The organism is Pseudomonas wadenswilerensis (assembly GCF_024749185.1).
GTDB lineage: Bacteria > Pseudomonadota > Gammaproteobacteria > Pseudomonadales > Pseudomonadaceae > Aquipseudomonas > Aquipseudomonas wadenswilerensis.
Map to the genome: position 1 here is coordinate 548,673 of NZ_CP087191.1, position 24,527 is coordinate 573,199.

General features: G+C 62.7%; 14 protein-coding genes and 2 tRNA genes. 11 read left to right on the forward strand and 5 right to left on the reverse strand.

Annotation, left to right across the window (positions count from 1 at the left end; all coding sequences use genetic code 11):
- Positions 1-10: 10 nt before the first annotated feature.
- From LOY45_RS02440 to LOY45_RS02455, 4 genes are all read right to left on the reverse strand, one after another.
- Positions 11-1,579, reverse strand: a complete 1,569-nt coding sequence (locus tag LOY45_RS02440) for an ABC transporter permease (protein ID WP_115089093.1) — start codon at positions 1,577-1,579, stop codon at positions 11-13.
- Positions 1,579-2,592 carry an extracellular solute-binding protein gene (locus LOY45_RS02445; RefSeq protein ID WP_258578697.1) on the reverse strand — a complete coding sequence of 338 codons (1,014 nt, stop codon included), beginning with the start codon at positions 2,590-2,592 and terminating at the stop codon, positions 1,579-1,581. Before LOY45_RS02445 ends, LOY45_RS02440 begins: the two co-directional genes overlap by 1 nt.
- Positions 2,593-2,768: 176 nt before the next feature.
- Positions 2,769-2,855, reverse strand: a tRNA-Leu gene (locus LOY45_RS02450).
- 87 nt (positions 2,856-2,942) lie between these two features.
- Positions 2,943-3,029 (reverse strand) — tRNA-Leu (locus LOY45_RS02455).
- A 266-nt stretch (positions 3,030-3,295) separates the two neighbouring features.
- On the opposite strand from LOY45_RS02455, the gene rnr reads away from it, so the two are divergent.
- From rnr to dnaB, 7 genes are all read left to right on the forward strand, one after another.
- On the forward strand, positions 3,296-5,893 hold the full coding sequence (gene rnr / locus LOY45_RS02460) for a ribonuclease R (protein ID WP_258578698.1): 2,598 nt from the start codon (positions 3,296-3,298) through the stop codon (positions 5,891-5,893).
- Positions 5,890-6,642, forward strand: a complete 753-nt coding sequence (gene rlmB, locus LOY45_RS02465; protein WP_115089088.1) for a 23S rRNA (guanosine(2251)-2'-O)-methyltransferase RlmB — start codon at positions 5,890-5,892, stop codon at positions 6,640-6,642. Before rnr ends, rlmB begins: the two co-directional genes overlap by 4 nt.
- Positions 6,643-6,919: 277 nt before the next feature.
- Positions 6,920-7,345 carry a 30S ribosomal protein S6 gene (gene rpsF, locus LOY45_RS02470; protein WP_115089086.1) on the forward strand — a complete coding sequence of 142 codons (426 nt, stop codon included), beginning with the start codon at positions 6,920-6,922 and terminating at the stop codon, positions 7,343-7,345.
- Between the two features lie 28 nt (positions 7,346-7,373).
- Positions 7,374-7,604 carry a 30S ribosomal protein S18 gene (gene rpsR / locus LOY45_RS02475; protein ID WP_009403887.1) on the forward strand — a complete coding sequence of 77 codons (231 nt, stop codon included), beginning with the start codon at positions 7,374-7,376 and terminating at the stop codon, positions 7,602-7,604.
- Positions 7,605-7,640: 36 nt separating this feature from the next.
- The gene (locus tag LOY45_RS02480) at positions 7,641-8,540 is read left to right on the forward strand and encodes a hypothetical protein (protein WP_115089084.1); all 900 of its coding nucleotides are present in this window, start codon (positions 7,641-7,643) and stop codon (positions 8,538-8,540) included.
- A gap of 21 nt (positions 8,541-8,561) precedes the next feature.
- Positions 8,562-9,008 (forward strand): 50S ribosomal protein L9, encoded by a 447-nt coding sequence (rplI, locus tag LOY45_RS02485; protein ID WP_045196876.1) that lies wholly within the window; start codon positions 8,562-8,564, stop codon positions 9,006-9,008.
- Positions 9,009-9,118: 110 nt separating this feature from the next.
- Positions 9,119-10,516: a replicative DNA helicase gene (dnaB, locus tag LOY45_RS02490; protein ID WP_115089082.1), complete on the forward strand. Its 1,398-nt coding sequence runs from the start codon at positions 9,119-9,121 to the stop codon at positions 10,514-10,516.
- A 5-nt stretch (positions 10,517-10,521) separates the two neighbouring features.
- Here the strand turns inward: dnaB and LOY45_RS02495 are convergent, their stop codons facing one another.
- Positions 10,522-15,051 (reverse strand): hypothetical protein, encoded by a 4,530-nt coding sequence (locus LOY45_RS02495; protein WP_258578699.1) that lies wholly within the window; start codon positions 15,049-15,051, stop codon positions 10,522-10,524.
- A 168-nt stretch (positions 15,052-15,219) separates the two neighbouring features.
- On the opposite strand from LOY45_RS02495, the gene LOY45_RS02500 reads away from it, so the two are divergent.
- The 4 genes from LOY45_RS02500 to LOY45_RS02515 all read left to right on the forward strand — a co-directional run bounded on the left by LOY45_RS02500 (position 15,220) and on the right by LOY45_RS02515 (position 24,451).
- On the forward strand, positions 15,220-17,523 hold the full coding sequence (locus LOY45_RS02500) for a YgiQ family radical SAM protein (RefSeq protein WP_233673532.1): 2,304 nt from the start codon (positions 15,220-15,222) through the stop codon (positions 17,521-17,523).
- 200 nt (positions 17,524-17,723) lie between these two features.
- On the forward strand, positions 17,724-21,008 hold the full coding sequence (locus tag LOY45_RS02505; RefSeq protein WP_258578700.1) for a transglutaminase family protein: 3,285 nt from the start codon (positions 17,724-17,726) through the stop codon (positions 21,006-21,008).
- Positions 21,009-21,047: 39 nt separating this feature from the next.
- Positions 21,048-23,534: a circularly permuted type 2 ATP-grasp protein gene (locus LOY45_RS02510; protein WP_258578701.1), complete on the forward strand. Its 2,487-nt coding sequence runs from the start codon at positions 21,048-21,050 to the stop codon at positions 23,532-23,534.
- Complete coding sequence (locus LOY45_RS02515) at positions 23,534-24,451, forward strand: transglutaminase family protein (RefSeq protein WP_258578702.1); 918 nt, start codon at positions 23,534-23,536, stop codon at positions 24,449-24,451. The genes LOY45_RS02510 and LOY45_RS02515 overlap by 1 nt, the downstream gene beginning before the upstream one ends.
- The last annotated feature ends 76 nt before the right edge of the window (positions 24,452-24,527 follow it).

The following is a 24,527-nucleotide window of genomic DNA, read 5'->3' on the forward strand; positions in this document are numbered from 1 at the left end:
CCCAAAGGCCTCACGCGCGGTTCAGGTACATCCGCGTAGTGAGCAGGTACACCGGCAACCCCGAGACCAGAATCAGCAATGCCGCATACGGCGCTGCCGCTGCGAACTCGACGTTGGCGGTATGCGCCCACACCTCGGTCGCCAGGGTGGTCATGCCGGTCGGGCTGAGCAGCAGGGTTGCCGTCAGCTCCTTCATGGCATCCAGGAACACCAGCGCGAACGCCGCCGCCAGGGCCGGGAAGATGATCGGCAGGGTTACCCGGCAGAACGCCGTGAACTGCGTCGCGCCAAGGGTGCGCGCTGCTTCTTCAAGCTGCGGCGCCGCCTTGTTCAAGGCTGTGCGCACCGGTGCCTGGGCCAGCGGCAGGAACAACAGGGCGTAGGCCAGCAACAGCAAACCGGTGGTCTGGTACAGCGCCGGCACATAGTGCAGGGCGAAGTACACCAGGGTCAGTGCAATCACCAGGCCGGGCAGGGCATGCAGCAGGTACGGCAGGCGCTCGGCCCAGATCGCCAGACGACCTTTGTAGCGCACCACCAGGAAGCTTACCGGCAGCGCCAGCAACAAGCTCAAGCCGGCGCCACCCAGTGACAGCGACAGCGACGAGAACAGGGCGCGGCTGATATCAGCCACCGGAAAGGCTGCCGACGAACCAACGCTCAGCCAGTAGCCGAGCATGCCCAGCGGAATGCCGCTGCCCAGCAGGGCCAGGATCAGGCAGTACAGCTGCCCTGCCGGCATCCATGCCCGCAGGCGAATCGGCGCACCGCGCCGGGCCACGCCCTGGCCGATCCGCACATGCCGGGCCTTGCCGCGCACGCGCAGTTCCAGCCAGAGCATCAGCAGGCACATGAACAGCAGCACCGCCGAGAGCATGGCGGCGTTGGCGTTGCTGAACTCCAGTTCGAACTGCTGGTAGATCGCCGTGGTGAACGTCTGCAGGCCGAGAATCGACAGGGCGCCGAACTCCACCAGCATGTGCAGGGCAATCAGCAGGCTGCCGCCAATGATCGACGGCCACAGCAGCGGCAGGGTGATGCGCCAGAACACGCCCCAGCGCGTCTGCCCCAGGGTGCGCGCCGACTCTTCCAGCGAGGTATCGAGGTTACGCAGGGTCGCGGCTACCGGCAGGAACACCAGCGGGTACTTGGACAGGCTCATCACCAGGATGGCGCCGCCCAGGCCTTCGAAGCGCGGGCTCAGCGACACCCAGGTAAAGCCGCTGACAAAGGCCGGCACGGCGAACGGCAGGCACAGGATCACACCCCACAGGCGCCGCCCGGGCAGGTCACTGCGCTCCAGCAGCCAGGCCAGGGATACGCCCAGGGCCATGCAGGCCAGGGTGACTCCGGCCATCAGCATCAGGGTGTTGCGCATCAGGCCCCAAACGAAAGGGCGCCAGAGCAGGTGCAAGGCTTCGCGCCAGCCGGCTTCCCAGGTTTTCAAGGCCACATACAGCAGGGGTAACAGGCTTAGCCCGACCAGCAGCAACACTGGCAGTACCACCCAAATCGACGGGCGCTTGCGCTTGGGGATGTAGCGGCTGGCCAGTGCTGCCGCGGGCAGGGCTGCGCTCATTACAGCAGGCCAACTTCGCGTTCGAGCTCCAGGGCTTCTTCGGCATTACCCAGGTCGGCCGGAGTGATTTTCGGCGGGCGCAGGTCTTCGAATGGTTTCAGGCCCTGATCCGAGACCATGCCTTTATGCAGCGGATACTCTGCAGTGGTCTGGGTGATTACCCGCTGGCCTTCTTCGCTGGCCATCCAGGCCAGCAGGGCCTGGGCTTCTTTCGGGTGTTTGCTGGCTTTTACCGCAGCGGCGCTGGAAATAGTCACCAAGCCACCGACGTCGCCATCGGCCAGGTAGTAGAGCTTCGAATCCAGCTGGCCGCGCTCTTTCTTCAGGGCGTACCAGTAGTAGTTGTTCACCAGCACGGCAGCCACTTCGCCATTTTCGACGGCTTTGAGCGCAACCATGTTGTTGGTGTAGGTCTTGCCGAAGGCCTTGAGGCCGGTCAGCCATTCTTCGGCGGCGTCACGGCCGTGCAGCTTGAGGATGGCCACGGCCTGTTCCTGGAACGCGCCGCTGGTCGGCACGAAGCCGATCTTGCCGTCCCATTGTGGGTCGGCGAAATCCATCACTGAGGGCGGCAGGTCTTTTTCGTCGATCACCTTGGGGTTGAAAGCGATCACGCGGGTGCGTGCGGTGACGCCCATCCAGCTGCCGTTGGCGGCGACGTATTCCTTGGGCAGGACCTGCAGGGTCGAGTCATCGATCTTGGCCAGCAGGCCCAGTTCGCCGAGGTTGTTCAGCGGTGGCGACTCTTCGGTGTAGATGACATCGGCAGGGGAGCGATCACCCTCTTCGATGATCTGGCTGGCCAGCTGGTTGCTGCTGCCCTTGCGAATATTGATGTGGATGCCGGTCTTGGCCTCGTAGGCCTTGGCGATGGCTTCACCGATTTCCTTGTGCTGGCCGTTGTACAGGGTCAGCGCCACAGGGTCGGCGGCCATGGCGGCTGGCGTACCCAGCACCATGGCAAAAACAGAAACGGCCAGGCCGCGCAACAGGGGGTTATTGCGGAACGTCATGCGGGTGCTTCCTCGCTTGCGGCTACATATCTGGAAACAATGATAATCGATATTGCTTCTCAAATGCCCTTGTGAGGGAAAATTCATGAGCAGGCTATCGGTCGTTTCTGGATTGCAGGCGAGGAAAAGGGGAGGGCAGAAACGAAAAAACCCGCTTTCGCGGGTTTGATCTGAATTGGTGCCCAGAAGAAGACTCGAACTTCCACGACCGTAAGGTCACCAGCACCTGAAGCTGGCGTGTCTACCAATTTCACCATCTGGGCAAAATGAAGCGGTGTAGCTTGTAATGAAAACAGTGTAGCGTGTTGCAGTAAATCTCAGATGCCGGAGGCGATTCTAAGATTTGAAATTGGTGCCCAGAAGAAGACTCGAACTTCCACGACCGTAAGGTCACCAGCACCTGAAGCTGGCGTGTCTACCAATTTCACCATCTGGGCATTTCGCTGAGGAACATGATGCTTCACATCGTGCTGCATCTCAACTATAACGACGGTGTCCGTCGTTGTGGTGCGCACTATACGGATGCCTCTGAGAGCTGTAAACCCCCGTTCTGAAAAAATCTTAAAAAATTCAAGTCGTTGTTCCTTATGATGGTTTTGGCAGCATCCAGGGGGCTCTGACAGGGCTGTCCAAGCCTGAAATTTCCGGTTTCAATACGCCTATGCCAAACTAACCCTTATATAGACAAGGTGAACCCCTCCTAATGGCCGATTGGCAGACCCTCGATCCCGAGGCCGCTCGTGAAGCGGAAAAATACGAAAACCCTATTCCTAGCCGTGAGCTGATCCTCCAGCGTCTGGACGAGCGCGGTTCGCCGGCAGCCCGTGAGCAGCTGGTCGAAGAGTTCGGCCTGACCACCGAAGACCAGATCGAAGCCCTGCGCCGCCGCCTGCGCGCGATGGAGCGTGACGGCCAGCTGATCTATACCCGGCGCGGCACTTATGCCCCGGTAGACAAGCTCGACCTGATCCTCGGCCGCATCGCCGGCCACCGCGACGGCTTCGGTTTCCTGATCCCGGATGACGGCAGCGACGACCTGTTCCTCAGCCCCGCGCAAATGCGCCTGGTGTTCGACGGCGACCGCGCCCTGGCCCGGGTTTCCGGCCTGGATCGCCGTGGCCGCCGCGAAGGCGTGGTGGTCGAAGTAATCTCCCGTGCCCACGAAAGCATCGTTGGCCGCTACTTCGAAGAAGGCGGTATCGGCTTTGTCACCCCCGACAACCCCAAGGTCCAGCAAGAAGTGCTGATCACCCCGGGTCGCAACGGCGGTGCCCGGGTCGGTCAGTTCGTCGAGGTCAAGATCACCCACTGGCCGACCCCGCGCTTCCAGCCTCAGGGCGACGTTACCGAAGTGATCGGCAACTACATGGCCCCGGGTATGGAAATCGACGTTGCCCTGCGCAGCTACGATATTCCGCACGTCTGGCCAGAAGCCGTGATCAAGGAAGCGCGCAAGCTCAAGCCGGAAGTCGAAGATAAAGACAAAGAGCACCGCGTCGACCTGCGCCATCTGCCGTTCGTCACCATCGACGGTGAAGATGCCCGCGACTTCGACGATGCGGTGTACTGCGAGAGCCTGGGCAAATTGCGCCTGTTCTCCGGTGGCTGGCGCCTGTACGTGGCGATCGCCGACGTCTCCAGCTACGTGCGCCTGGGTTCTGCCCTGGATGCCGAAGCCCAGGTGCGCGGCAACTCGGTGTACTTCCCCGAGCGCGTGGTGCCGATGCTGCCCGAGGAGCTGTCCAACGGCCTGTGCTCGCTGAACCCGCACGTCGACCGCCTGGCGATGGTCTGTGAAATGACCATCAACAAGTCCGGGCAGATGGTCGATTACCAGTTCTACGAAGCGGTGATCCACTCCCATGCGCGCCTGACCTACAACAAGGTCAGCAGCATGCTCGAGCACGCCCGTACCCGCGAAGGCAAGGCACTGCGCGAGCAGTACAGCGAAGTGGTGCCGGACCTCAAGCAGCTCTATGCGCTGTACAAGGTGCTGCTGGCGGCCCGTCATACCCGTGGCGCGATCGACTTCGAAACCCAGGAAACCCGGATCATCTTCGGTGCCGAGCGCAAGATCGCCGAAATCCGGCCGACCGTGCGCAACGACGCGCACAAGCTGATCGAGGAATGCATGCTGGCGGCCAACGTGGCCACCGCCGAGTTCCTCAAGAAGCACGAAATCCCGGCCCTGTACCGTGTTCACGACGGTCCGCCACCGGAGCGCCTGGAAAAACTGCGGGCCTTCCTTGGCGAGCTGGGCCTGTCCCTGCACAAGGGCAAGGATGGTCCGTCGCCGAAGGATTACCAGGCGCTGCTGGCGAGCATCGCCGACCGCCCGGATTTCCACCTGATCCAGACCGTGATGCTGCGCTCCCTGAGCCAGGCGGTGTACAGCGCCGACAACAATGGCCACTTCGGTCTGAACTACGAGGCATACACCCACTTCACGTCGCCGATCCGTCGCTACCCGGACCTGCTGACCCACCGGGCCATCCGCAGCGTGATCCGTTCGCGCCAGGAAACCCCGCACGTCAAGCGTGCCGGTGCGATGAGCATCCCCAAGGCGCGCATCTACCCGTACGACGAGGCGACCCTGGAGCAGCTCGGCGAGCAATGCTCGATGAGCGAGCGGCGTGCCGACGAGGCCACCCGCGATGTGGTCAACTGGCTCAAGTGCGAGTACATGAAAGACCGCGTCGGCGAGAGCTTCCCGGGTGTGATCACCGCGGTGACCGGTTTTGGCCTGTTCGTCGAGCTGACCGACATCTACGTCGAAGGCATGGTCCATGTCAGCGCCTTGCCGGGCGACTACTACCACTTCGACCCTGTGCACCACCGCCTGGCCGGTGAGCGTACCGGTCGCAGCTTCCGCCTGGGCGATACCGTTGAAGTACGGGTAATGCGCGTTGACCTCGAGCAGCGCAAGATCGACTTCGAGATGGCCGAGAACACCCTGAAGGCGCCGATTGGTCGCAAGCAGCGAGGCGAAGGCGTGCGTCCGCAAGACGGCAAGCCGGTACCGGTGCTCGACAAGAAGGCTGAAGCGTCGCCCAAGGCTGCAGAGCCTGCGCGCCGGAGCAAGAAGAACGAAACCGCCGAAGCCTATTTCCCTTCCCATGCCGCGGCGAAAAACGCCGAAGTGCGCAAGAGCCGGGAAATGAAAAAGGCCTTGATGACCGACGCCAAGCACGCAGGCAGCAAGCCGACGGCCAAGTCGGGCAAGTCGGAAAAACCGAGCAAGCACCGTAAAGGGCCGCCGAAAGCTGGCTCCGCGTCACGTAAACCCAAGGCCAAGTCATGAGTCAGTTGGAAAAGATCTACGGCGTACATGCCGTGGAAGCCCTGTTGCGTCATCACCCCAAGCGGGTCAAGCAGATCTGGTTGTCCGAAGGGCGCAGCGAACCGCGCCTGCAGCCGCTGCTTGAGCTTGCCGCGCAGAACCGCGTGGCGGTCGGCCAAGCCGAGCGTCGCGAGATGGATGCCTGGGTTGAGGGCGTGCACCAGGGCGTGGTGGCTGAAGTCAGCCCGAGCCAGGTCTGGGGCGAGGCAATGCTCGAAGAGCTGCTCGATCGCACCGAGGGCGCACCGCTGATTCTGGTGCTCGATGGCGTTACCGACCCGCACAACCTCGGCGCCTGCCTGCGCACCGCCGATGCGGCCGGTGCCCTGGCGGTGGTCGTGCCCAAGGACAAGTCGGCGACCCTGACCCCTGCGGTACGTAAAGTGGCCTGCGGCGCGGCCGAAGTCATCCCGCTGGTAGCGGTCACCAACCTGGCGCGGACCCTGGAGAAACTCCAGCAACGCGGCCTGTGGGTGGTCGGTACCGCTGGCGAGGCCGAGCAGGAGTTGTATCAGCAGGACCTGACCGGGCCGACCATCCTGATCATGGGCGCCGAGGGCAAGGGCATGCGCCGCTTGACCCGCGAGCACTGTGATTTTCTGGTCAAGCTGCCGATGGCCGGTAGCGTCAGCAGCCTCAACGTGTCGGTGGCGACAGGCGTGTGCCTGTTCGAGGCCGTTCGTCAGCGGCAGGCTAAAGCCAAGGGCTGATCTCTGCGGGGCTGCTTCGCAGCCCATCGCCGGCAAGGCCGGCTCCCACAGGTGTTGTGCCAGTCTGTGGGAGCCGGCCTTGCCGGCGATTGCAGCACCGCGGTGCTGCTCAATAATTCACCAATTACCTTGCTTGTCCCCCGGGGCTTCTCTACAATTGCGCCCCTTGCCATGTTGGCAGGCGTTCATGCGCCTTTTCCCAGGGCAAGACATACAAGTGTCATTCACTCCTTGTCTGACCACTCTGGTGGCAGACTACAACCCGTAAGGAGCATTCATGCGTCATTACGAAATCATCTTTCTGGTCCACCCTGACCAGAGCGAGCAAGTCGGCGGCATGGTTGAGCGTTACACCAAGCTGATCGAAGAAGACGGCGGCAAAATCCACCGTCTGGAAGATTGGGGCCGTCGTCAACTGGCCTACGCAATCAACAATGTTCACAAGGCTCACTACGTGATGCTGAACGTTGAGTGCACCGGCAAGGCCCTGGCCGAGCTGGAAGACAACTTCCGCTACAACGATGCCGTGATCCGTAACCTGGTCATCCGTCGCGACGAAGCCGTTACCGGCCAGTCCGAGATGCTCAAGGCTGAAGAAAACCGCAGTGAGCGCCGTGAGCGTCGCGACCGTCCTGAGCATGCTGATGGCGCCGAAGGCGACGACAGCAATGACAGCGACAACAGCGATAACGCTGACGAGTAATCCACGGACCTTTTGAGGAGCCTATTACATGGCACGTTTCTTCCGTCGTCGTAAATTCTGCCGCTTCACTGCTGAAGACGTGAAAGAGATCGATTACAAAGATCTCAACACCCTGAAAGCTTACGTATCCGAAACCGGCAAAATCGTTCCAAGCCGTATCACCGGTACCAAAGCTCGTTATCAGCGTCAGCTGGCTACCGCTATCAAGCGCGCCCGCTTCCTGGCCCTGCTGCCCTACACCGACAGCCACGGCCGCTGAGACCGGGTCGTCGACAAGTAGCAAAGGATAAAATGCATGCGCGCCTTGGCTGATTTCATCATGCGCGGTCGCGTGCAGGCCACCCTCGTGGTGGTGGGTTGTGCGGCATTGCCGCTGTTGTTCTGGTTGAGTGCCGCCGCCGGGAGCCTGGTGTTCCTGCGGCGCGGTTTCAAGGATGCCTCCGGTGTCCTCGCCTGGGCTTTGTTGCCGGCGATGGCCTGGTGGTTCTTCGGCGAGCCGCGCACCTTGATGGTGTTGCTGGGTACGCTGGGTCTGGCTGCGCTGTTGCGCGCCGGGCAGTCCTGGAACCGGGTGCTGTTGTTCAGCATCGGCATGGGTCTGGTGTATGGGGTTGTACTGGGTTCGGTGTTCCGCGAACCGATTGAAGCTCTGGCTGGAGCGCTTGAAAAAGCCCTGCCGCAGATGCTCGACGGTCTCTACCAACAGTTATCGGTAGAGGAGCGGGCCCGCCTTGGTGGCCTGATTGCGCCAGTGCTCGTTGGCCTGATAGCGGCGTTGTTGCAAGCCGTCAGTGTGCTGGCCCTGATGTTGGGTCGTTACTGGCAGGCGTCGTTGTATAACCCGGGTGGTTTTGGTCGCGAGTTTCAAGCGGTCAGGCTCCCCCTGGTGCCGGCGCTGGTACTGTTGGTGCTCATGCTGGTGGGGCCGAACTTCGGTCCTGAACTGGCGATGTTGACGCCACTGTGCAGCGTACCGCTGATGTTTGCAGGGCTTGCCCTGATGCATGGGCTGGTGGCGCAAGGTCGATTGGCCAAATTCTGGCTGGTCGGGTTGTACGTGACGCTGGTGCTGTTCATGCAGCTGACTTATCCGTTGCTCGTGGTCCTGGCCATTGTCGACAGCCTGATTGATTTTCGCGGTCGCAAGGTACCCCCCAAAGGTGCCGATAACGATTCCGCGAACGGTGAAGGTTAAAAGTTAAGAGGTTATTACCAAATGGAACTGATCCTGCTGGAAAAAGTCGCCAACCTGGGCAACCTGGGCGACAAGGTAAATGTTAAGGCCGGTTACGGTCGTAACTTCCTGCTGCCATTCGGCAAAGCCACCGCTGCTACCGCTGCCAACCTGGCTGCGTTCGAAGAGCGTCGTGCTGAGCTGGAAAAACTGGCTGCAGAGAAAAAAGCTTCGGCTGAAACCCGCGCTGCCCAACTGGCCGAGCTGGAAGTGACCATCACTGCCACCGCCGGTGACGAAGGCAAGCTGTTCGGTTCGATCGGCACCCACGACATCGCTGACGCCCTGACCGCCTCCGGCGTTGAAGTGGCCAAAGCTGAAGTTCGTCTGCCGAACGGCACCATCCGTAACGTCGGCGAATACGACGTTGCCGTGCACCTGCACAGCGACGTTGAAGCCACCGTTCGCGTGGTTGTTGTCGCAGCCTAAGCTGTACCGATCGGCTGGCACCTTGGGTGTCAGCCGGTTAACATCGGGCACGATCCTGCTTTGCAGGTCGTGCCCTTTGTCTTTTTCATCACCCTGATTCCTGCGTGGCCATGAACGAGATAACCGCCCCCGAGCAATATGATCTGCAAACCGCTGCCCTGAAGGTGCCGCCGCATTCCATCGAGGCCGAACAGGCCGTGCTCGGTGGCTTGATGCTGGACAACAACGCCTGGGAGCGGGTGCTTGATCAAGTCTCCGATGGCGACTTCTACCGGCATGACCACCGCCTGATCTTCCGCGCCATCCACAAGCTCGCCGACCAGAACGCCCCGTTCGACGTGGTGACACTGCACGAGCAACTGGACAAGGAAGGGCTGAGCTCGCAAATCGGCGGCCTCGGCTACCTCGGCGAGCTGGCCAAGAACACCCCGTCGGTGGCCAACATCAAGGCCTATGCGGGGATCATCCGCGAGCGGGCGACCCTGCGCCAGCTGATCAGCATCAGCAACGAGATCGCCGACAGCGCCTTCAACCCCCAAGGGCGCAATGCCGCGGAGATCCTCGATGAAGCCGAACGGCAGATCTTCCAGATCGCCGAAGCACGGCCGAAAACCGGCGGCCCGGTGGGCGTCAACGACCTGCTGACCAAGGCCATCGACCGTATCGACACGCTGTTCAACACCGACAGCGCGATCACCGGCCTGTCCACCGGCTACACCGACCTTGACGAGAAGACCAGCGGCCTGCAGCCAGCCGACCTGATCATCGTCGCCGGCCGTCCATCGATGGGTAAGACCACCTTCGCCATGAACCTGGTGGAAAACGCGGTACTGCGCAGCGACAAGGCGGTACTGGTGTACTCCCTGGAGATGCCAGGCGAATCGCTGATCATGCGTATGCTGTCCTCGCTCGGCCGCATCGACCAGACCAAAGTACGTTCCGGCCAGCTGGAAGACGACGACTGGCCGCGCCTGACCTCGGCGGTCAACCTGCTCAACGACCGCAAGCTGTTCATCGACGATACCGCCGGCATCAGCCCGTCGGAAATGCGCGCGCGGACCCGCCGCCTGGTGCGCGAGCACGGCGAAGTCGGCCTGATCATGATCGACTACCTGCAGCTGATGCAGATCCCGGGCTCCAGCGGCGACAACCGCACCAACGAGATTTCCGAGATTTCCCGCTCGCTCAAGGCCCTGGCCAAAGAGTTCAACTGCCCGGTAGTGGCCCTGTCGCAGCTCAACCGCTCCCTCGAGCAGCGGCCGAACAAGCGCCCGGTGAACTCCGACTTGCGTGAATCCGGTGCAATCGAGCAGGACGCCGACGTGATCATGTTCGTTTACCGGGATGAGGTGTACCACCCGGAGACCGAGCACAAAGGCATTGCCGAAATCATCATCGGCAAGCAGCGGAACGGCCCGATCGGCTTTATCCGCCTGGCCTTCATCGGCAAGTACACCCGCTTCGAAAACCTCGCGCCGGGCAGTTACAACTTCGACGACGACGAGTAAACCGCTCAGCCATCACTGGCGGCCCTGAACAGTTCACGCGCCGCTTGAGGGCTAAAAGCGGCACGCCAGATCGGCACATGGGCTTGCCCTTCACGCTCGGCCTGAGCCTGTGATGCCGCGCCCAGGCGGCTTTGTGCCAAGGTCTTCAAGTGCGCGCCCTTGAGCTGGAACTGGTCCAGGGCGGTCGTTGTCGCATCGTAGTGAAAATGCGCCTCCCAAAGCGTTGAGCGACTGCCTTGGGCGTCGCGGATCTGGTAAATGTCGAGGAAGTACTTGTTCCGCCCTTTACCGCGTGGCGCTCGCATCAGTGTCTTGTGCACGCTCACTTGCCGGTGCTCGATCAGGTACAGCAGACGATTGATGTCGAGTGTTTCCGGTGATTTGTACAGCATCAGGCGCAATGCCTCGCCATGCTGGCGCAAGCGCTGGGCGGCGCCGTGCAGGCGATCGAGCAGGGAACTTTGTTCAGCCGCCGTGCTTGATGACTCAATGCCTTGTGCCAACACCTCCAGAGCCCCGGCGTGACGTTCAAGGGCTTCGACGATGTTGGTCGGGTTTTGTTTTTTCGCGGCATCCTGGCGTGCGCTGTCCAGTTGCTGCTCGACGTTGCCCAGTAACGTATTGGCCTGGGACAGCTGCGTTGCCAGCGACGCAGCGCCGCCAACCTGGCGTTCAGTGGCAAGCGGCTGCCAGTAGCCGGCCACTGGGTTGACATAGCGTTGCACCCGGGGGGCGGAAACGATGCCAGGGCTGATGATATCGACCACCTCCCGACCCTGCTCGTCGGTGTGTGCTTCCCCCACCTTAAATGCCGTAGTGCCCTGCTGCCTGACTTTGATCACCCGCTTGCGTGGCCCGGCGACAGGCTGCTGCAGCGACAGGGCGGGCAGAAAATCAGTGTCCAGGGCCTGCGAGTCAAGGCTCAACAGGGTATTGCTGGTCAGGTCTTGGTACATCGACTCAAGTCGCTGTTGTATCTGCTGCACCAGGTTGACCAGCGCCTGGTCGATGTCGCGCAGATGGGCTTTATCCAGCATGGCAGCGGTGTCCTGCATGGATTTGAGCCCTTGCTGGTGGTTGTCGAATTGGCGTTGCAGGTCATCGAGCAGTGACAGCTGATAGTGTTCCGGGAGGCTGTCCAGGTCGGTATAGGTGCTCAGGGCGTCGTGCAGTTGCACCAGGCGCAGCGCCGCCTCGGTATTGAGCTGGATCGGGGCTTGCGGGTCCGGGGTGTCGCTGATAACCAGCAAGTCCATCTTGAACAGGATCACCGCCGCTCGGTGCATCAGCACAGTTGCGGGGAAATGTTCCCTGGCCCGGGCGAGATAGGCGTCGGTGCGAGGGCCGGGAAAGCTGCTGGTGAGGGCTTTGATATAGGCCGCGTGCTTGTCGAGGAAGGGGCGCTTTTCGTCCAGGTGCTGGAGGATACGCCGGTGTTGCAGGCGATAGCGGCCATGCTCGCCCTGATGGGGGTCGGCCAGCAACTCCCCGGTTTCACTGGTGAAGGCGAGGTCCTGGCTGAGCATGATCTTTTCCAGGCAGTGAAGGCGATATTCGTGCATCTCTCGTTGCTGACTCAGTGTCTGCGGCTCGCCCAGGGTTTCAAGCAGGTCGATCTTCGTCGAAATGTATTTGATGGTTTTCCAGTAGGTCAGGACCAGGGCAGAGATGGCTTGTAGCTGTGCGTCTGAGCCACTAATCGTGGCGTTGACCCGGGCAGTCGCTTGCGTCATCTGGCCGGCGGTCGTCAGCAGTGCCTGGTTGACTTCAAGGAGTTGCTGGCGAGTGTTGTATTGCTGCTGAAATTGGGCATCACGCTCGGCTGTGGCGGCTGCACGGTTCTGCTCCTGCATTTGCGCCAGACGCCCGCCTCGGCGGGGCATGCCGGCGGCGCCAGGAACCTGGGCGTAGTACCAGTGCTGGCGATACAGCACAATCGCAGGGCTATCGGCACGTGGACCATCTGCCAGTCGCCATACCCGCCATTCTGGAGTTGATGCCGAGGCCTCAGGCACTATCGGGTATGCGGCTCCCTCGATCATGGCGTAGGTCGTTCCCTGGTAACGATGAATGCCGCTCCCAGGCGGGCTGGCAGTACCGGCCAATGGATGGGCGCCAACCCTCAAACGTCCGGCTGAGACCGCCTGCAGCGGGGGCTCGGCCAGCAGTGCCGGCAGCAGGTCACGGTTGCGCAGCGCGATGTCGAGCAGATGTTCGCGCAACATGGCAACGCTATTGTCTTTGGCTAACGGGTTGTGTGGGTGCTCGTGCAAGGCCTGCAGTAACCCAACACCTGGCATGTCCTGGAAGTGATAGCGGCTACCGGTGCGGGTCAGGCTCAGGTAGCCCGTGGCGTCGGGTGAACCGAAGTGTTGAACGGGCACTGCGGGGGTGAAACCTGTGCCTGGCGGGGCTTGAAGGTTCTCTTCGATGCGGATGCCTAATGTAGCTGGCCACTCAGGGCGGGTGGCGAGCAACTGGCAGCACAGAGCTTCGAGATCCCGGTCGGGGCCAGCCCGTTCATCGTCCAGTTTGCACAGTGCCAACAGGCTGCGGCTTTCCTGTGCAAGCCCGAGCAAGGTCGAAATGGGGCCGGGTTCGATGAGACTGTCCGTTGCTAGCCGCATCAGCTCGGGGTGGCGGCGCAGCGCTTCGCGCGCGGCCGCAACAGACAAACCGGGGAAGCGCAGGGTCAGGGCGGCAATGGCCGGGTTGCCCTCTGCGTTGGCCGATGGTTGCCCTTCAATCACGCAGCGCAGTTGCCAAGGCAGGTCCGCCCCCGCGCTCCATGCCGCCTCCAGCTGTTCGCGCGTTACACCGCTCAGCCGCACTACGGAGGTAGCGGACTTGGTAGGGAGCTGAGGCTGCAGGTGTTCCAGCAACCTGGCGTCGCTCCAGTTTCGCGAATCCAGCTGCTGCGCTATTCGTGCCTCAATTGCCGGTGCACGGCCAAGGGCTGCCACCAGGTGCCTTGAGCGGCGAGCCGAGAGCCGTGCGCCGAGGCCCTGAAGCCTGGCGCTGATGATCAGGTCGGCGATATCGGCCGCGGCCTGGACTGCTTCGTTGATGCGACCGGACAGCAGTGCGTTGGCTGCTGAAATCGACTGAAAACCAAGGCTGGCGAAGGTGGCGGTGAGCATGGCGCGGTTGAGGCCGGTAACGCCGCCGGGAACCGAGAGTGTCAGCAACTCCAGCACCTCGCTGACCACGAACAGTGCGCCTCTCTGGAAGGTGTCGAAATCCACGCTGTTGTTGCTGATCGCCATCAGCGCCAGGTCGGCGGCAATCCCGTGCTGCTGTTCCTGGGCGATAACCTGGAGCAGTGATTGCGATTTCCACGGGCTGTTCGGGTTCTCGACGACATCGAGCAGGGCGGTGGAGGGCTGGTTGGCAAAGGTGTCGTACAGTAATTTGGCCAACGTATTGAGCTGGTTGCGGTCAACGTTGTCAGGCTTGAGCAGTGCCGAGAGCTTTTGTTGTAGCGCAAGCGGCAGCCATTGATAGAGCCAATGCAATGCGCTGGTGTTTTGGCCCTCGTGGATCTGCTGGCGTAACGAGTCCACAGCGTCGACGGCCGAGGCGTGAGAGCGCCAGGCGCCGCCCGGGCGTTCGGGAAAATAGCTGAAAATCCCATCGCCCAACTTGACCACGAAAAACGGCAGCGGAATCAAGTTACCCATCAGGGTCTGGCTCATGCGTTGGCTGGCCACTGAGTCCAGTGCCTGTTTCAGTGGCCTGAACAACGGCTGAGACCCGGCCAGCCCGAGCAGATGTTCGATGACCCCGTCCGGCAACTTCAGGCTGAAGTATTTCCACTGCAGGGCCCCCGGTCGCTCGCAGGCCGTTTGCAAGCTGGCCAGTTGCTCACGGTTGAACTCGTGGTCTTCGGTGCTGCGATAGGCTTCCAGCAGGGCAAATTGCAACAGGGCACGCTGATAGTCGTTGACCGCTGGTGCGCTCAGGGCGGGCAGCTTTTGCTGCAAGTCGTCTTGCAAGCGCTTGCCCAGGTTCAGATTGCGCACGACATCGACGAAGGTGCTCACCGGGATCAGCGAATGACGCCCGCCAGGCTCGCGGGTGTTGATGCTACTGGCCTTGAGGAAGTCCTGCCCTGAGCCGCTTTGCAGCGCAATGTTAAAGCCAAAATTGTCCTGGGCTGCCTGCCAGAGACTGCGAGTCTGCAGGTGTTCGACTTCCTGGTGGGGGAACTCGTGCTGAACCTCCAGCGAGTAGGTGTGCAGGTAGGTGCTCAGAGGGTCCAGCGCCTGGCCGGACGCCAGGGCCAGCTGTTGGCGCAGGTCATTCAGAGCCTGGTGCTCGAAAGCACTGCGAAACTGGTGCAGGGCGTCACTCAGACGCTGGCGCAGTTGCGGGCCGAGACGGGCCAGTAGCAGGTAACGGCGCTGCTCATGTTCATCCAGGGTGTGCAAACTTTGCTTCAGATGCTCTTCGATCAGCTCCAGGGTCAGGCGATCTGACCAGCGTTGCAGGTCGTTGGCTGCCAGTGGGACCTGGTCGACAATTGAGGGGGGCATGGTGTGCGTCTCCATTGGTGGAAAACGCAGATCAGAGCGCGGCGCTGGCGGCGACGGGCGGTAAATAATTGTCGGGGGCGGATTCCGACCACCACCGTCGGATTTGGTCAATTTTTGTGCTATATTCCGCGCCCGCGATTTTTCATCGATTAGCCACCGGTCACTGACATGCAAGCAGCCAAACCACTTTTCGACTATCCCAAATACTGGGCCGAATGCTTCGGGCCAGCACCGTTCCTGCCGATGAGCAGGGAGGAGATGGATCAGCTCGGCTGGGATTCCTGCGACATCATCATCGTGACCGGTGATGCCTACGTCGACCATCCGTCGTTCGGCATGGCCATTATCGGCCGCCTGCTGGAAGCCCAGGGTTTTCGCGTGGGCATCATTGCCCAGCCGAACTGGCAGTCCAAAGACGACTTCATGAAGCTCGGCGAGCCGAACCTGTTCTTCGGCGTCGCGGCCGGCAACATGGACTCGATGATCAACCGCTACACCGCCGACAAGAAGATCCGCTCCGACGACGCCTATACCCCGGGCGGTCTGGCCGGCAAGCGTCCGGATCGCGCCAGCCTGGTGTACAGCCAGCGCTGCAAGGAAGCCTACAAGCATGTGCCAATCGTCCTTGGCGGCATTGAAGCTTCTCTGCGCCGTATCGCTCACTACGACTACTGGCAGGACAAGGTCCGTCATTCGATCCTGATCGACGCCTGCGCTGACATCCTGCTGTACGGCAACGCCGAGCGGGCCATCGTCGAAGTGGCCCAGCGCCTGTCTTTTGGCCAGAAGATTGAAGACATTACCGACATCCGCGGTACTGCTTTCATTCGCCGTGACACGCCGCAAGGCTGGTACGAGGTCGACTCGACCCGTATCGACCGTCCGGGCAAGATCGACAAGATCATCAACCCGTACGTCAACACCCAGGACACCCAGGCCTGCGCCATCGAGCAGGAGAAGGGCGAGGTCGAGGACCCGAACGAAGCCAAGGTCGTGCAGATTCTCGACAGCCCGCGCATGACCCGCGACAAGACGGTCATCCGCCTGCCGTCGTTCGAGAAGGTCCGTGGTGATGCCGTGCTCTATGCCCACGCCAACCGCGTGTTGCACCTGGAGACCAACCCGGGCAACGCCCGTGCCCTGGTGCAGAAGCATGGCGAAGTGGACGTGTGGTTCAACCCGCCACCCATTCCGATGACCACCGAAGAAATGGACTACGTGTTCGGCATGCCCTATGCGCGCATCCCGCACCCGGCGTATGGCAAGGAGAAAATTCCGGCCTACGACATGATCCGTTTCTCGGTGAACATCATGCGCGGCTGCTTCGGTGGTTGTACCTTCTGTTCGATCACCGAGCACGAAGGGCGGATCATCCAGAACCGTTCGCACGAGTCGATCATTCGCGAGATCGAAGAGATTCGCGACAAGGTGCCGGGCTTTACCGGGGTCATCTCCGACCTTGGCGGCCCGACCGCGAACATGTACCGCATCGCCTGCAAGAGCCCCGAGATCGAATCGGCGTGCCGCAAGCCATCGTGCGTGTTCCCGGGCATCTGCCCGAACCTGAACACCGACCACTCGGCACTGATCAAGCTGTACCGCAGCGCCCGTGACCTGCCGGGAGTGAAGAAGATCCTCATCGCTTCGGGTCTGCGTTACGACCTGGCGGTGGAATCGCCGGAGTACGTCAAGGAACTGGTGACCCACCACGTCGGCGGTTACCTGAAAATTGCCCCGGAGCACACCGAGGAAGGCCCGCTGAATCAGATGATGAAGCCGGGCATCGGTAGCTATGACCGCTTCAAGCGCATGTTCGAGAAGTACTCGAAGGAGGCGGGCAAGGAGCAGTACCTGATCCCGTACTTCATCGCCGCGCACCCGGGCACTACCGACGAAGACATGATGAACCTGGCCTTGTGGCTCAAGGGCAACGGTTTCCGCGCCGACCAGGTGCAGGCGTTCTACCCCTCGCCAATGGCGTCGGCCACGGCCATGTACCACTCGGGCAAGAACCCGCTGCGCAAGGTCACCTACAAGAGCGACCCGGTGACCATCGTCAAGAGCGAGCAACAGCGTCGCCTGCACAAGGCGTTCTTGCGTTACCACGATCCGAAGGGCTGGCCGATGCTGCGTGAAGCCCTGGAACGCATGGGCCGTGCCGACTTGATCGGCCCGGGCAAGCACCAGTTGATCCCGCTGCACCAGCCGGCGACCGACAGCTACCAGAGTGCCCGGCGCAAGAACTCGACCCCGGCCGGCAGCCACAAGGTGGCCAAGGAACAGAAGATCCTCACCCAGCACAACGGCTTGCCGCCGCGTGCCAGCGACGGTTCCAAGCCGTGGGACAAGCGCGAACAGGCCAAGGCTGCGGCGTTTGCCCGCAACCAGGAAGCGGCCAAGGCGCGCAAGGATGCCGCCAAGGGCGGCAAGGGCAAGAAAAAGCCCGCCCGCCAGCCGGCGCTGCCGCGCTAACTGAAACGCCAGCCTTCGGGCTGGCGTTTTTGTTTGTGTCGCTGGCAAAGCCTCAAATCTGTGCAAGGCTTGCACGGCGGCCTCGCTACGGTGCGCTTTTGCTGCGACCGTAGGGGCTGCATGCAGGGAATCGCAGGCCTGGGCCCATGGCACAAGTCTTGCGCGGTTCCGCTACCGCCCAGGCTCGCAGGAGGCCCGCCGTGTCGATTCATGTCGCCTTGCACCATGTCACCGAGTACCGCTACGACCGTGCAGTTGAACTGGGCCCGCAAATCGTTCGCCTGCGCCCGGCCGCCCACAGCCGTACACGGATCCTCTCCTACGCGCTGAAGGTGCAGCCGGGTGGGCATTTCATTAATTGGCAGCAGGACCCACAGGGCAATTACCTGGCGCGCCTGGTGTTCCCGGAGAAAACCGACAGCCTGCGGGTGGAAGTCGACCTGGTCGCCGAGATGGCGGTGTTCAACCCGTTCGACTTCTTCCTCGAACCCTACGCCGAGCAGATGCCCTTCAGTTATGGCCGTGACGAACGCCACGAACTGCTGCCCTACCTGGAGCAACTGCCGCTGACGCCGAAGTTCGCCACCTACCTGGACAGCATCGAGCGTACGCCGCAAGCCAGCGTCGATTTCCTGGTTGCCCTGAACCAGCGCCTGAGCGAAGACATCAGTTACCTGATCCGCCTCGAACCCGGTGTGCAAACCCCGGAGCAAACCCTGGAACTGGGCTCCGGCTCTTGCCGTGATTCGGCCTGGCTGCTGGTGCAGTTGCTGCGTCACCTGGGCCTGGCGGCGCGGTTTGTCTCCGGCTATCTGATTCAACTGACCGCCGACATCAAGTCGCTGGACGGGCCGGCGGGTACCGAAGAAGATTTCACCGACCTGCATGCCTGGTGCGAGGTGTACCTGCCCGGCGCCGGCTGGATCGGCCTGGATGCCACCTCAGGGCTGTTTGCCGGCGAAGGTCATATCCCATTGGCCTGTAGCCCCGATCCGACTTCAGCGGCGCCGATCAGCGGCTTGGTCGAGCCCTGCGAATGCACCTTTGAACATGAAATGAGCGTCGAGCGCCTGTGGGAATCACCACGGGTGACGCTGCCCTACAGCGATGAGCAATGGCAGGCCATCGTCGCCCTCGGGCGCCAGGTGGATAGCGATCTGAAAGCGGCGGATGTGCGCCTGACCATGGGCGGCGAGCCGACCTTCGTTGCCATCGACGACCCTGACGGCGCCGAGTGGAACACGGCAGCGTTGGGCGCGAACAAGCGGCGCCTCGCTGGCGAGCTGTTCCAGCGTCTGTACAAGCATTACGCGCCCAGCGCCCTGGTGCATTTCGGTCAGGGCAAGTGGTACCCGGGTGAGCAGTTGCCGCGCTGGTCGCTCAACTGCTTCTGGCGGCGTGACGGTGTGCCGCTGTGGAGCAACCCGGCGTTGATTGCCGACGAACAGGAAGACCTTGGCGCCGACAGCGACTTGGCCGGGCGCTTCCTGGCCAGCGTTGCCGAGCGTTTGAAGTTGCCGCCGCGCTATGTCTTCGCCGCCTACGAGGACCAGCTCTATTACCTGTGGCGCGAGGGCGGCCTGCCGTCCAATGTACGCGTCGACGATGCACGGCTGGACGACGAGATGGAGCGCGCTCGATTGCGCAAAGTGTTCAGCCAGGGCCTGGACAAGGTCATCGGCCAGGTTCTGCCGTTGGCCCGCAGTGCCGACGAAGAGCGCTGGCAAAGCGGGCGCTGGTACTTGCGCGATGAGCATTGCCGGTTGGTGCCTGGCGATTCACCACTGGGTTACCGCCTGCCGCTGGCCGCGCAGCCCTGGGTCAAGGCCGCTGAATACCCCTATGTGCATCCGACCGACCCGAACCAGGTGCTGGGCGATTTGCCCGCCGGCGATGCGTTGGCCCGGGCGAGCGCTGGGCATGCAGTGGACGAAAAGGAACGCACAGCCCCCGAGATCGATGCCTCGGCCGACTGGCTGACCCGCACGGCCCTGTGCGCCGAACCGCGTGAAGGTCGCCTGTACCTGTTCATGCCGCCGTTATCACGGCTGGAGGATTACCTGGAGCTGGTCACGGCGATCGAAGCCACCGCCGCCGAGCTGCATTGCCCGGTCATCCTCGAAGGCTACGAACCGCCGGCCGACCCGCGCCTGGCCAACTTCAAGGTCACGCCAGATCCCGGTGTCATTGAGGTCAACGTGCAGCCTTCGGCCAGTTGGGACGAGTTGGTGGAGCGCACCGAGTTCCTCTACGAACAGGCGCGCCTGAGCCGCCTGAGCAGCGAAAAATTCATGATCGACGGTCGCCACACCGGTACCGGCGGCGGCAACCATTTTGTGCTCGGCGGCGCGACTCCGGCCGACTCGCCGTTCCTGCGCCGGCCCGATCTGCTACGCAGCCTGATCAGCTATTGGCACAACCATCCATCGCTGTCCTACCTGTTTTCCGGCCTGTTCATCGGTCCGACTTCCCAGGCGCCGCGGGTGGATGAAGCGCGTAACGACGCTCTCTATGAACTGGAAATTGCCTTCGCGCAGATGCCCGATGTCGGTGAGGACTGCCCGCCCTGGCTGGTCGACCGGCTACTGCGTAACCTGCTGATCGACGTCACCGGCAATACCCACCGCGCCGAGTTCTGCATCGACAAGCTGTACTCCCCGGATGGTCCGGCCGGGCGCCTGGGTTTGCTGGAACTGCGCGCCTTCGAGATGCCGCCTCATGCGCGCATGAGCCTGGTCCAGCAGCTTTTGCTGCGCGCCTTGGTCGCGCGTTTCTGGCGTGAACCCTATGCGCCCAAGCGCCTGGCCCGCTGGGGGACCGAGCTGCACGACCGCTTCATGCTGCCGCACTTTATCGAGCAGGACTTCGCTGATGTACTGGTCGAGCTCAATGCCGCAGGCTACCCGCTGCGTGCCGAGTGGTTCGCAGCGCACCTGGAGTTTCGCTTTCCCAAGGTCGGCGACTATGCCGTCAACGGTATCGAGCTGGAGCTGCGCCAGGCCCTGGAGCCCTGGCATGTACTGGGCGAGGAGGGCAGTGGCGGTGCCGCCGTACGTTATGTCGATTCGTCGCTGGAACGCCTGCAGGTCAAGGTCAGCGGCATGCCGCCGGAGCGTTATCAGCTGACTTGTAATGGTCGGGCGCTACCCTTGCAGCCAACCGGGCGGGTCGGTGAGTTTGTCGCCGCCGTGCGTTATCGCGCCTGGCAGCCGGCCAATTGTTTGCAGCCGACCATCGCGGTGCATGCGCCGCTGGTGTTCGACCTGCTCGACACCTGGATGGGCCGTTCGCTGGGCGGCTGCCAATACCATGTCGCCCATCCGGGCGGGCGCAATTACCAGACCCTGCCGGTCAATGCCAACGAAGCCCAGAGCCGGCGTCAGGCGCGCTTTTTCCGCCTTGGGCATAGCCCGGGCGTAGTGGACGTACCTGTGCTGCAGGTAAACCCGGAACTACCCTTTACCCTGGATTTGCGCCGCAGCTGAGCGTTACTCTGAACTGACTTGTGGCCTTCGAGCATTGCCATGCCTGACCTGTTTGATGCTTACCCGCTGAGTGCGGGGACCTATCACGAGATGCTCGAAAGCCAAGGCGCGGTGCGTGAGCATTGGCAGCCCTTGTGTGCCTACCTGCAGCGCAGCGGGCCGGCGCAACTGGCCCAGCGCCAGGCCTCGTTGACCCGCCAGTTACGCGAGAACGGCGTCACCTACAATGTCTATGCCGACCCCAAGGGTGCCGACCGGCCGTGGGAGCTGGACCTGTTGCCGCACCTGCTGCCCGCCGCCGAATGGCAGCAGCTGGCGGCGGGTGTTGAACAGCGCGCACGATTGCTCAATGCGGTGCTGGCCGATATCTACGGGCCGCAACAGTTGATCCGTGAAGGCCTGCTGCCGGCCGAACTGGTCTATGGCCATAACAATTTTCTCTGGCCCTGCCAGGGTATCGCTCCACCTGAAGGGACCTATCTGCATGTCTATGCGGTGGACCTTGCCCGCGCCCCGGACGGTCGCTGGTGGGTCACTGCCGACCGTACCCAGGCGCCGTCGGGCGCAGGTTTCGCGCTGGAGAACCGCACCATCGTCTCGCGAGCCCTGCCCGAGCTGTACCGCGACCTGCAGGTGCAGCACCTGGCTGGTTTTTTCCGTACCCTGCAACAGACCCTGGCGCGGCTGGCGCCCAGTGCCAAGGACGCGCCGCTGGTGGTGTTGCTGACCCCGGGGCGCTTCAACGAGAGCTATTTCGAACACCTGTACCTGGCCCGGCAACTGGGTTATCCACTGGTCGAGGGCAGCGACCTGACCGTGCGCGATGCCACGGTGTACCTCAAGACCTTGAGCGGCCTGCGCCGGGTGCACGCGATCATGCGGCGTCTGGACGATGATTTCTGCGACCCGCTGGAGCTGCGCACCGATTCGGCCCTGGGCGTGCCCGGTTTGCTTGATGCCGTGCGCCAGGGCCGGGTACTGGTGGCCAATGCGCTGGGCAGCGGCGTGCTCGAGTCGCCAGGGCTGCTCGGCTTTTTACCGGCGATCAACCAGCGCCTGTTCGCTGAAGACCTGAGCCTGCCGTCCATCGCCACCTGGTGGTGCGGTGAGCCACCGGTGATGGCGCGGGCGCTGGAGCAGTTGCCCAAGCTGTTGGTCAAGCCGGCGTTCCCCTCGCAGAGCTTCAGCCCGGTATTCGGTCGTGATCTCGACCCGGCCCAGCGCCAGGCCCTGGCCGCTCGCATCCAGGCCCGGCCGTACGCCTACGTGGCCCAGGAGCTGGCACAACTGTCCCAGGCGCCGGTATGGCAGGCCGAGAAGGGCCAGTTGCAGCCGCGGGCCATCGGCATGCGCGTGTACGCCGTGGCCTCGGCCGAGGGTTATCGGGTACTGCCCGGTGGCCTGACCCGGGTTGCCGCCCAGGCCGATGCCGAAGTGGTGTCGATGCAGCGCGGTGGTGCCAGCAAGGACACCTGGGTGCTTGGCGACGCTGCGCCAGCGGGCGAGCAATGGCGGACCCAGCGCAGCATCGGCGTGGCCGAGCTGATCCGCCAGGACCCTTATCTGCCGTCACGGGTAGTGGAGAACCTGTACTGGTTCGGGCGTTACTGCGAGCGCTGCGATGCCAGTGCGCGTTTGCTGCGGATCATTCTCACCCGTTACCTGGACGGCGACGACCCGCTGGCCTTGCAGGCCGCGGTGGAACTGGCCGATGAGTTGTCGTTGTTGCCGGAGGAGGGCGAATTGCCCGAGCGCCTGCGTGCGGCGCTGGATGATGCCGACTGGGCCTTCAGCCTGCGCGCCAACTTGCAGCGCCTGCAATGGGCGGCCTCCCAGGTGCGCGGCAAGCTCTCGCGGGAGAACTGGCAGGCGCTGGTCGAGCTGCAGCGTGAGGCGCAATGCCTGGAGGATGCCGAGGCGGATTTCGGTGAGCGGGTGGATTTTCTCAACCGCCTGGTGATGTCGCTGGCGGCACTGTCGGGTTTTGCCCTCGACGACATGACCCGCGACGAGGGCTGGCGTTTCTTGATGATCGGTCGACGCATCGAGCGCCTGCAGTCGCTGTGCAGCAGCCTGGCGGCGTTTCTGCGCGGGCCGGCGGTGTACGACCAGGCCGGGCTCGAATGGTTGCTGGAGCTGGGCAACAGCAGCATCACCTATCGTTCGCGCTATCTGGCCGTCGCGCAGTTGATCCCGGTGCTCGATTTGCTCCTGCTCGATGAACAGAACCCCCATGCCGTGCTGTTTCAGCTCAAGCTGCTGGTGCGCGCCAATCAGCGCTTGAGCGAGGAGTTCGACAGCCCCTGCGATCCGGCCCTGGCCCTGCTGGCCGAGCAGTTGCGTCACTTCGACCTGCGCAGCCTGGAAGATCCCTTGTTCGGCAGCGCCAGCGTGCAGGCAGTGCTGTCCGGCCTTGCCGATCTGCTGCAAGCGGTCGCCCTCGCCAGTGGCGAGATCTCCGAGCGCCTGGCCTTGCGCCATTTCGCTCACGTCGATGATGTCAGCCAACAGACGGTGTCACTGTGATGAGTGCGCACTACCAGATCATTCACGACACCCATTACCGCTACGACAGCCCGGTGTCCCTGGCCCAGCAGCTGGCGCACCTGTGGCCACGGCCTTGCGCCTGGCAACGCTGCACGGCCCAGGCCCTGCAGGTCAGCCCGCAGCCAACCCAGCGGCGTGATGAGTGGGATGTATTCGGCAACCCGCTGACCCGCCTGGCCTTCGAGCGCCAGCATGAGCAATTGCGGGTGGTGGCGCGCTTGCAGGTTGAAGTGCTGGAGCGGGACGCGCCGGACTTTGCCGCCTCGCCCGCCTGGGAGCGGGTGCGCGATGCCCTGACCTATGCCAGTCAGCCGTTGGTGGCGGAGTTTTTCGAAGCCTGTCGCTACCGTTTTGAGTCGCCTTATGTGCGTCTCAAGCAGCGCTTCGTTGTTTTCAGCGAATCCTGTTTCGAACCCGGGCGGGCGTTGCTGGAAGGCGTGCAGGCGTTGATGGAGAAGATCTTCAGCGAATTCACCTTCGACGCCGACGCCACCCAGGTCGCCACGCCACTGGTAGAGGTGCTGGAGCGCCGTCGCGGGGTGTGCCAGGACTTTGCCCACCTGATGCTCGCCTGCCTGCGTTCGCGTGGTCTGGCTGCGCGTTATGTCAGCGGCTACCTGTTGACCCGACCGCCACCTGGCCAGCCTCGGCTGATTGGCGCCGATGCCTCGCATGCGTGGGTTTCGGTGTTCTGCCCGGGGCAGGGCTGGATTGATTTCGACCCCACCAACAACCTGCGGCCGGCGCTGGAGCACATCACCCTGGCCTGGGGCCGGGATTTTTCCGATGTGTCGCCGTTGCGCGGGGTGATCCTTGGAGGCGGCAGCCATGACCCGGAGGTGCAGGTCACGGTGATGCCGCGGGATGAAGCTGCTGCTTTGCAGGAGCGGGCTTGACCCGCGATGAAGCCATGTCGCCTGGATAGCGACCGCTTCGCGCTCGATCGCGGGCAAGTCCCGCTCCCACAGGATC

Excerpts from the sequence above, each read along its gene's own strand:
- LOY45_RS02440 (WP_115089093.1), bottom strand. The coding sequence starts at position 1,579 with ATGAGCGCAGCCCTGCCCGCGGCAGCACTGGCCAGCCGCTACATCCCC.
- LOY45_RS02445 (WP_258578697.1), bottom strand. The coding sequence starts at position 2,592 with ATGACGTTCCGCAATAACCCCCTGTTGCGCGGCCTGGCCGTTTCTGTT.
- rnr (WP_258578698.1), top strand. The coding sequence starts at position 3,296 with ATGGCCGATTGGCAGACCCTCGATCCCGAGGCCGCTCGTGAAGCGGAA.
- rlmB (WP_115089088.1), top strand. The coding sequence starts at position 5,890 with ATGAGTCAGTTGGAAAAGATCTACGGCGTACATGCCGTGGAAGCCCTG.
- rpsF (WP_115089086.1), top strand. The coding sequence starts at position 6,920 with ATGCGTCATTACGAAATCATCTTTCTGGTCCACCCTGACCAGAGCGAG.
- rpsR (WP_009403887.1), top strand. The coding sequence starts at position 7,374 with ATGGCACGTTTCTTCCGTCGTCGTAAATTCTGCCGCTTCACTGCTGAA.
- LOY45_RS02480 (WP_115089084.1), top strand. The coding sequence starts at position 7,641 with ATGCGCGCCTTGGCTGATTTCATCATGCGCGGTCGCGTGCAGGCCACC.
- rplI (WP_045196876.1), top strand. The coding sequence starts at position 8,562 with ATGGAACTGATCCTGCTGGAAAAAGTCGCCAACCTGGGCAACCTGGGC.
- dnaB (WP_115089082.1), top strand. The coding sequence starts at position 9,119 with ATGAACGAGATAACCGCCCCCGAGCAATATGATCTGCAAACCGCTGCC.
- LOY45_RS02495 (WP_258578699.1), bottom strand. The coding sequence starts at position 15,051 with ATGCCCCCCTCAATTGTCGACCAGGTCCCACTGGCAGCCAACGACCTG.
- LOY45_RS02500 (WP_233673532.1), top strand. The coding sequence starts at position 15,220 with ATGCAAGCAGCCAAACCACTTTTCGACTATCCCAAATACTGGGCCGAA.
- LOY45_RS02510 (WP_258578701.1), top strand. The coding sequence starts at position 21,048 with ATGCCTGACCTGTTTGATGCTTACCCGCTGAGTGCGGGGACCTATCAC.
- LOY45_RS02515 (WP_258578702.1), top strand. The coding sequence starts at position 23,534 with ATGAGTGCGCACTACCAGATCATTCACGACACCCATTACCGCTACGAC.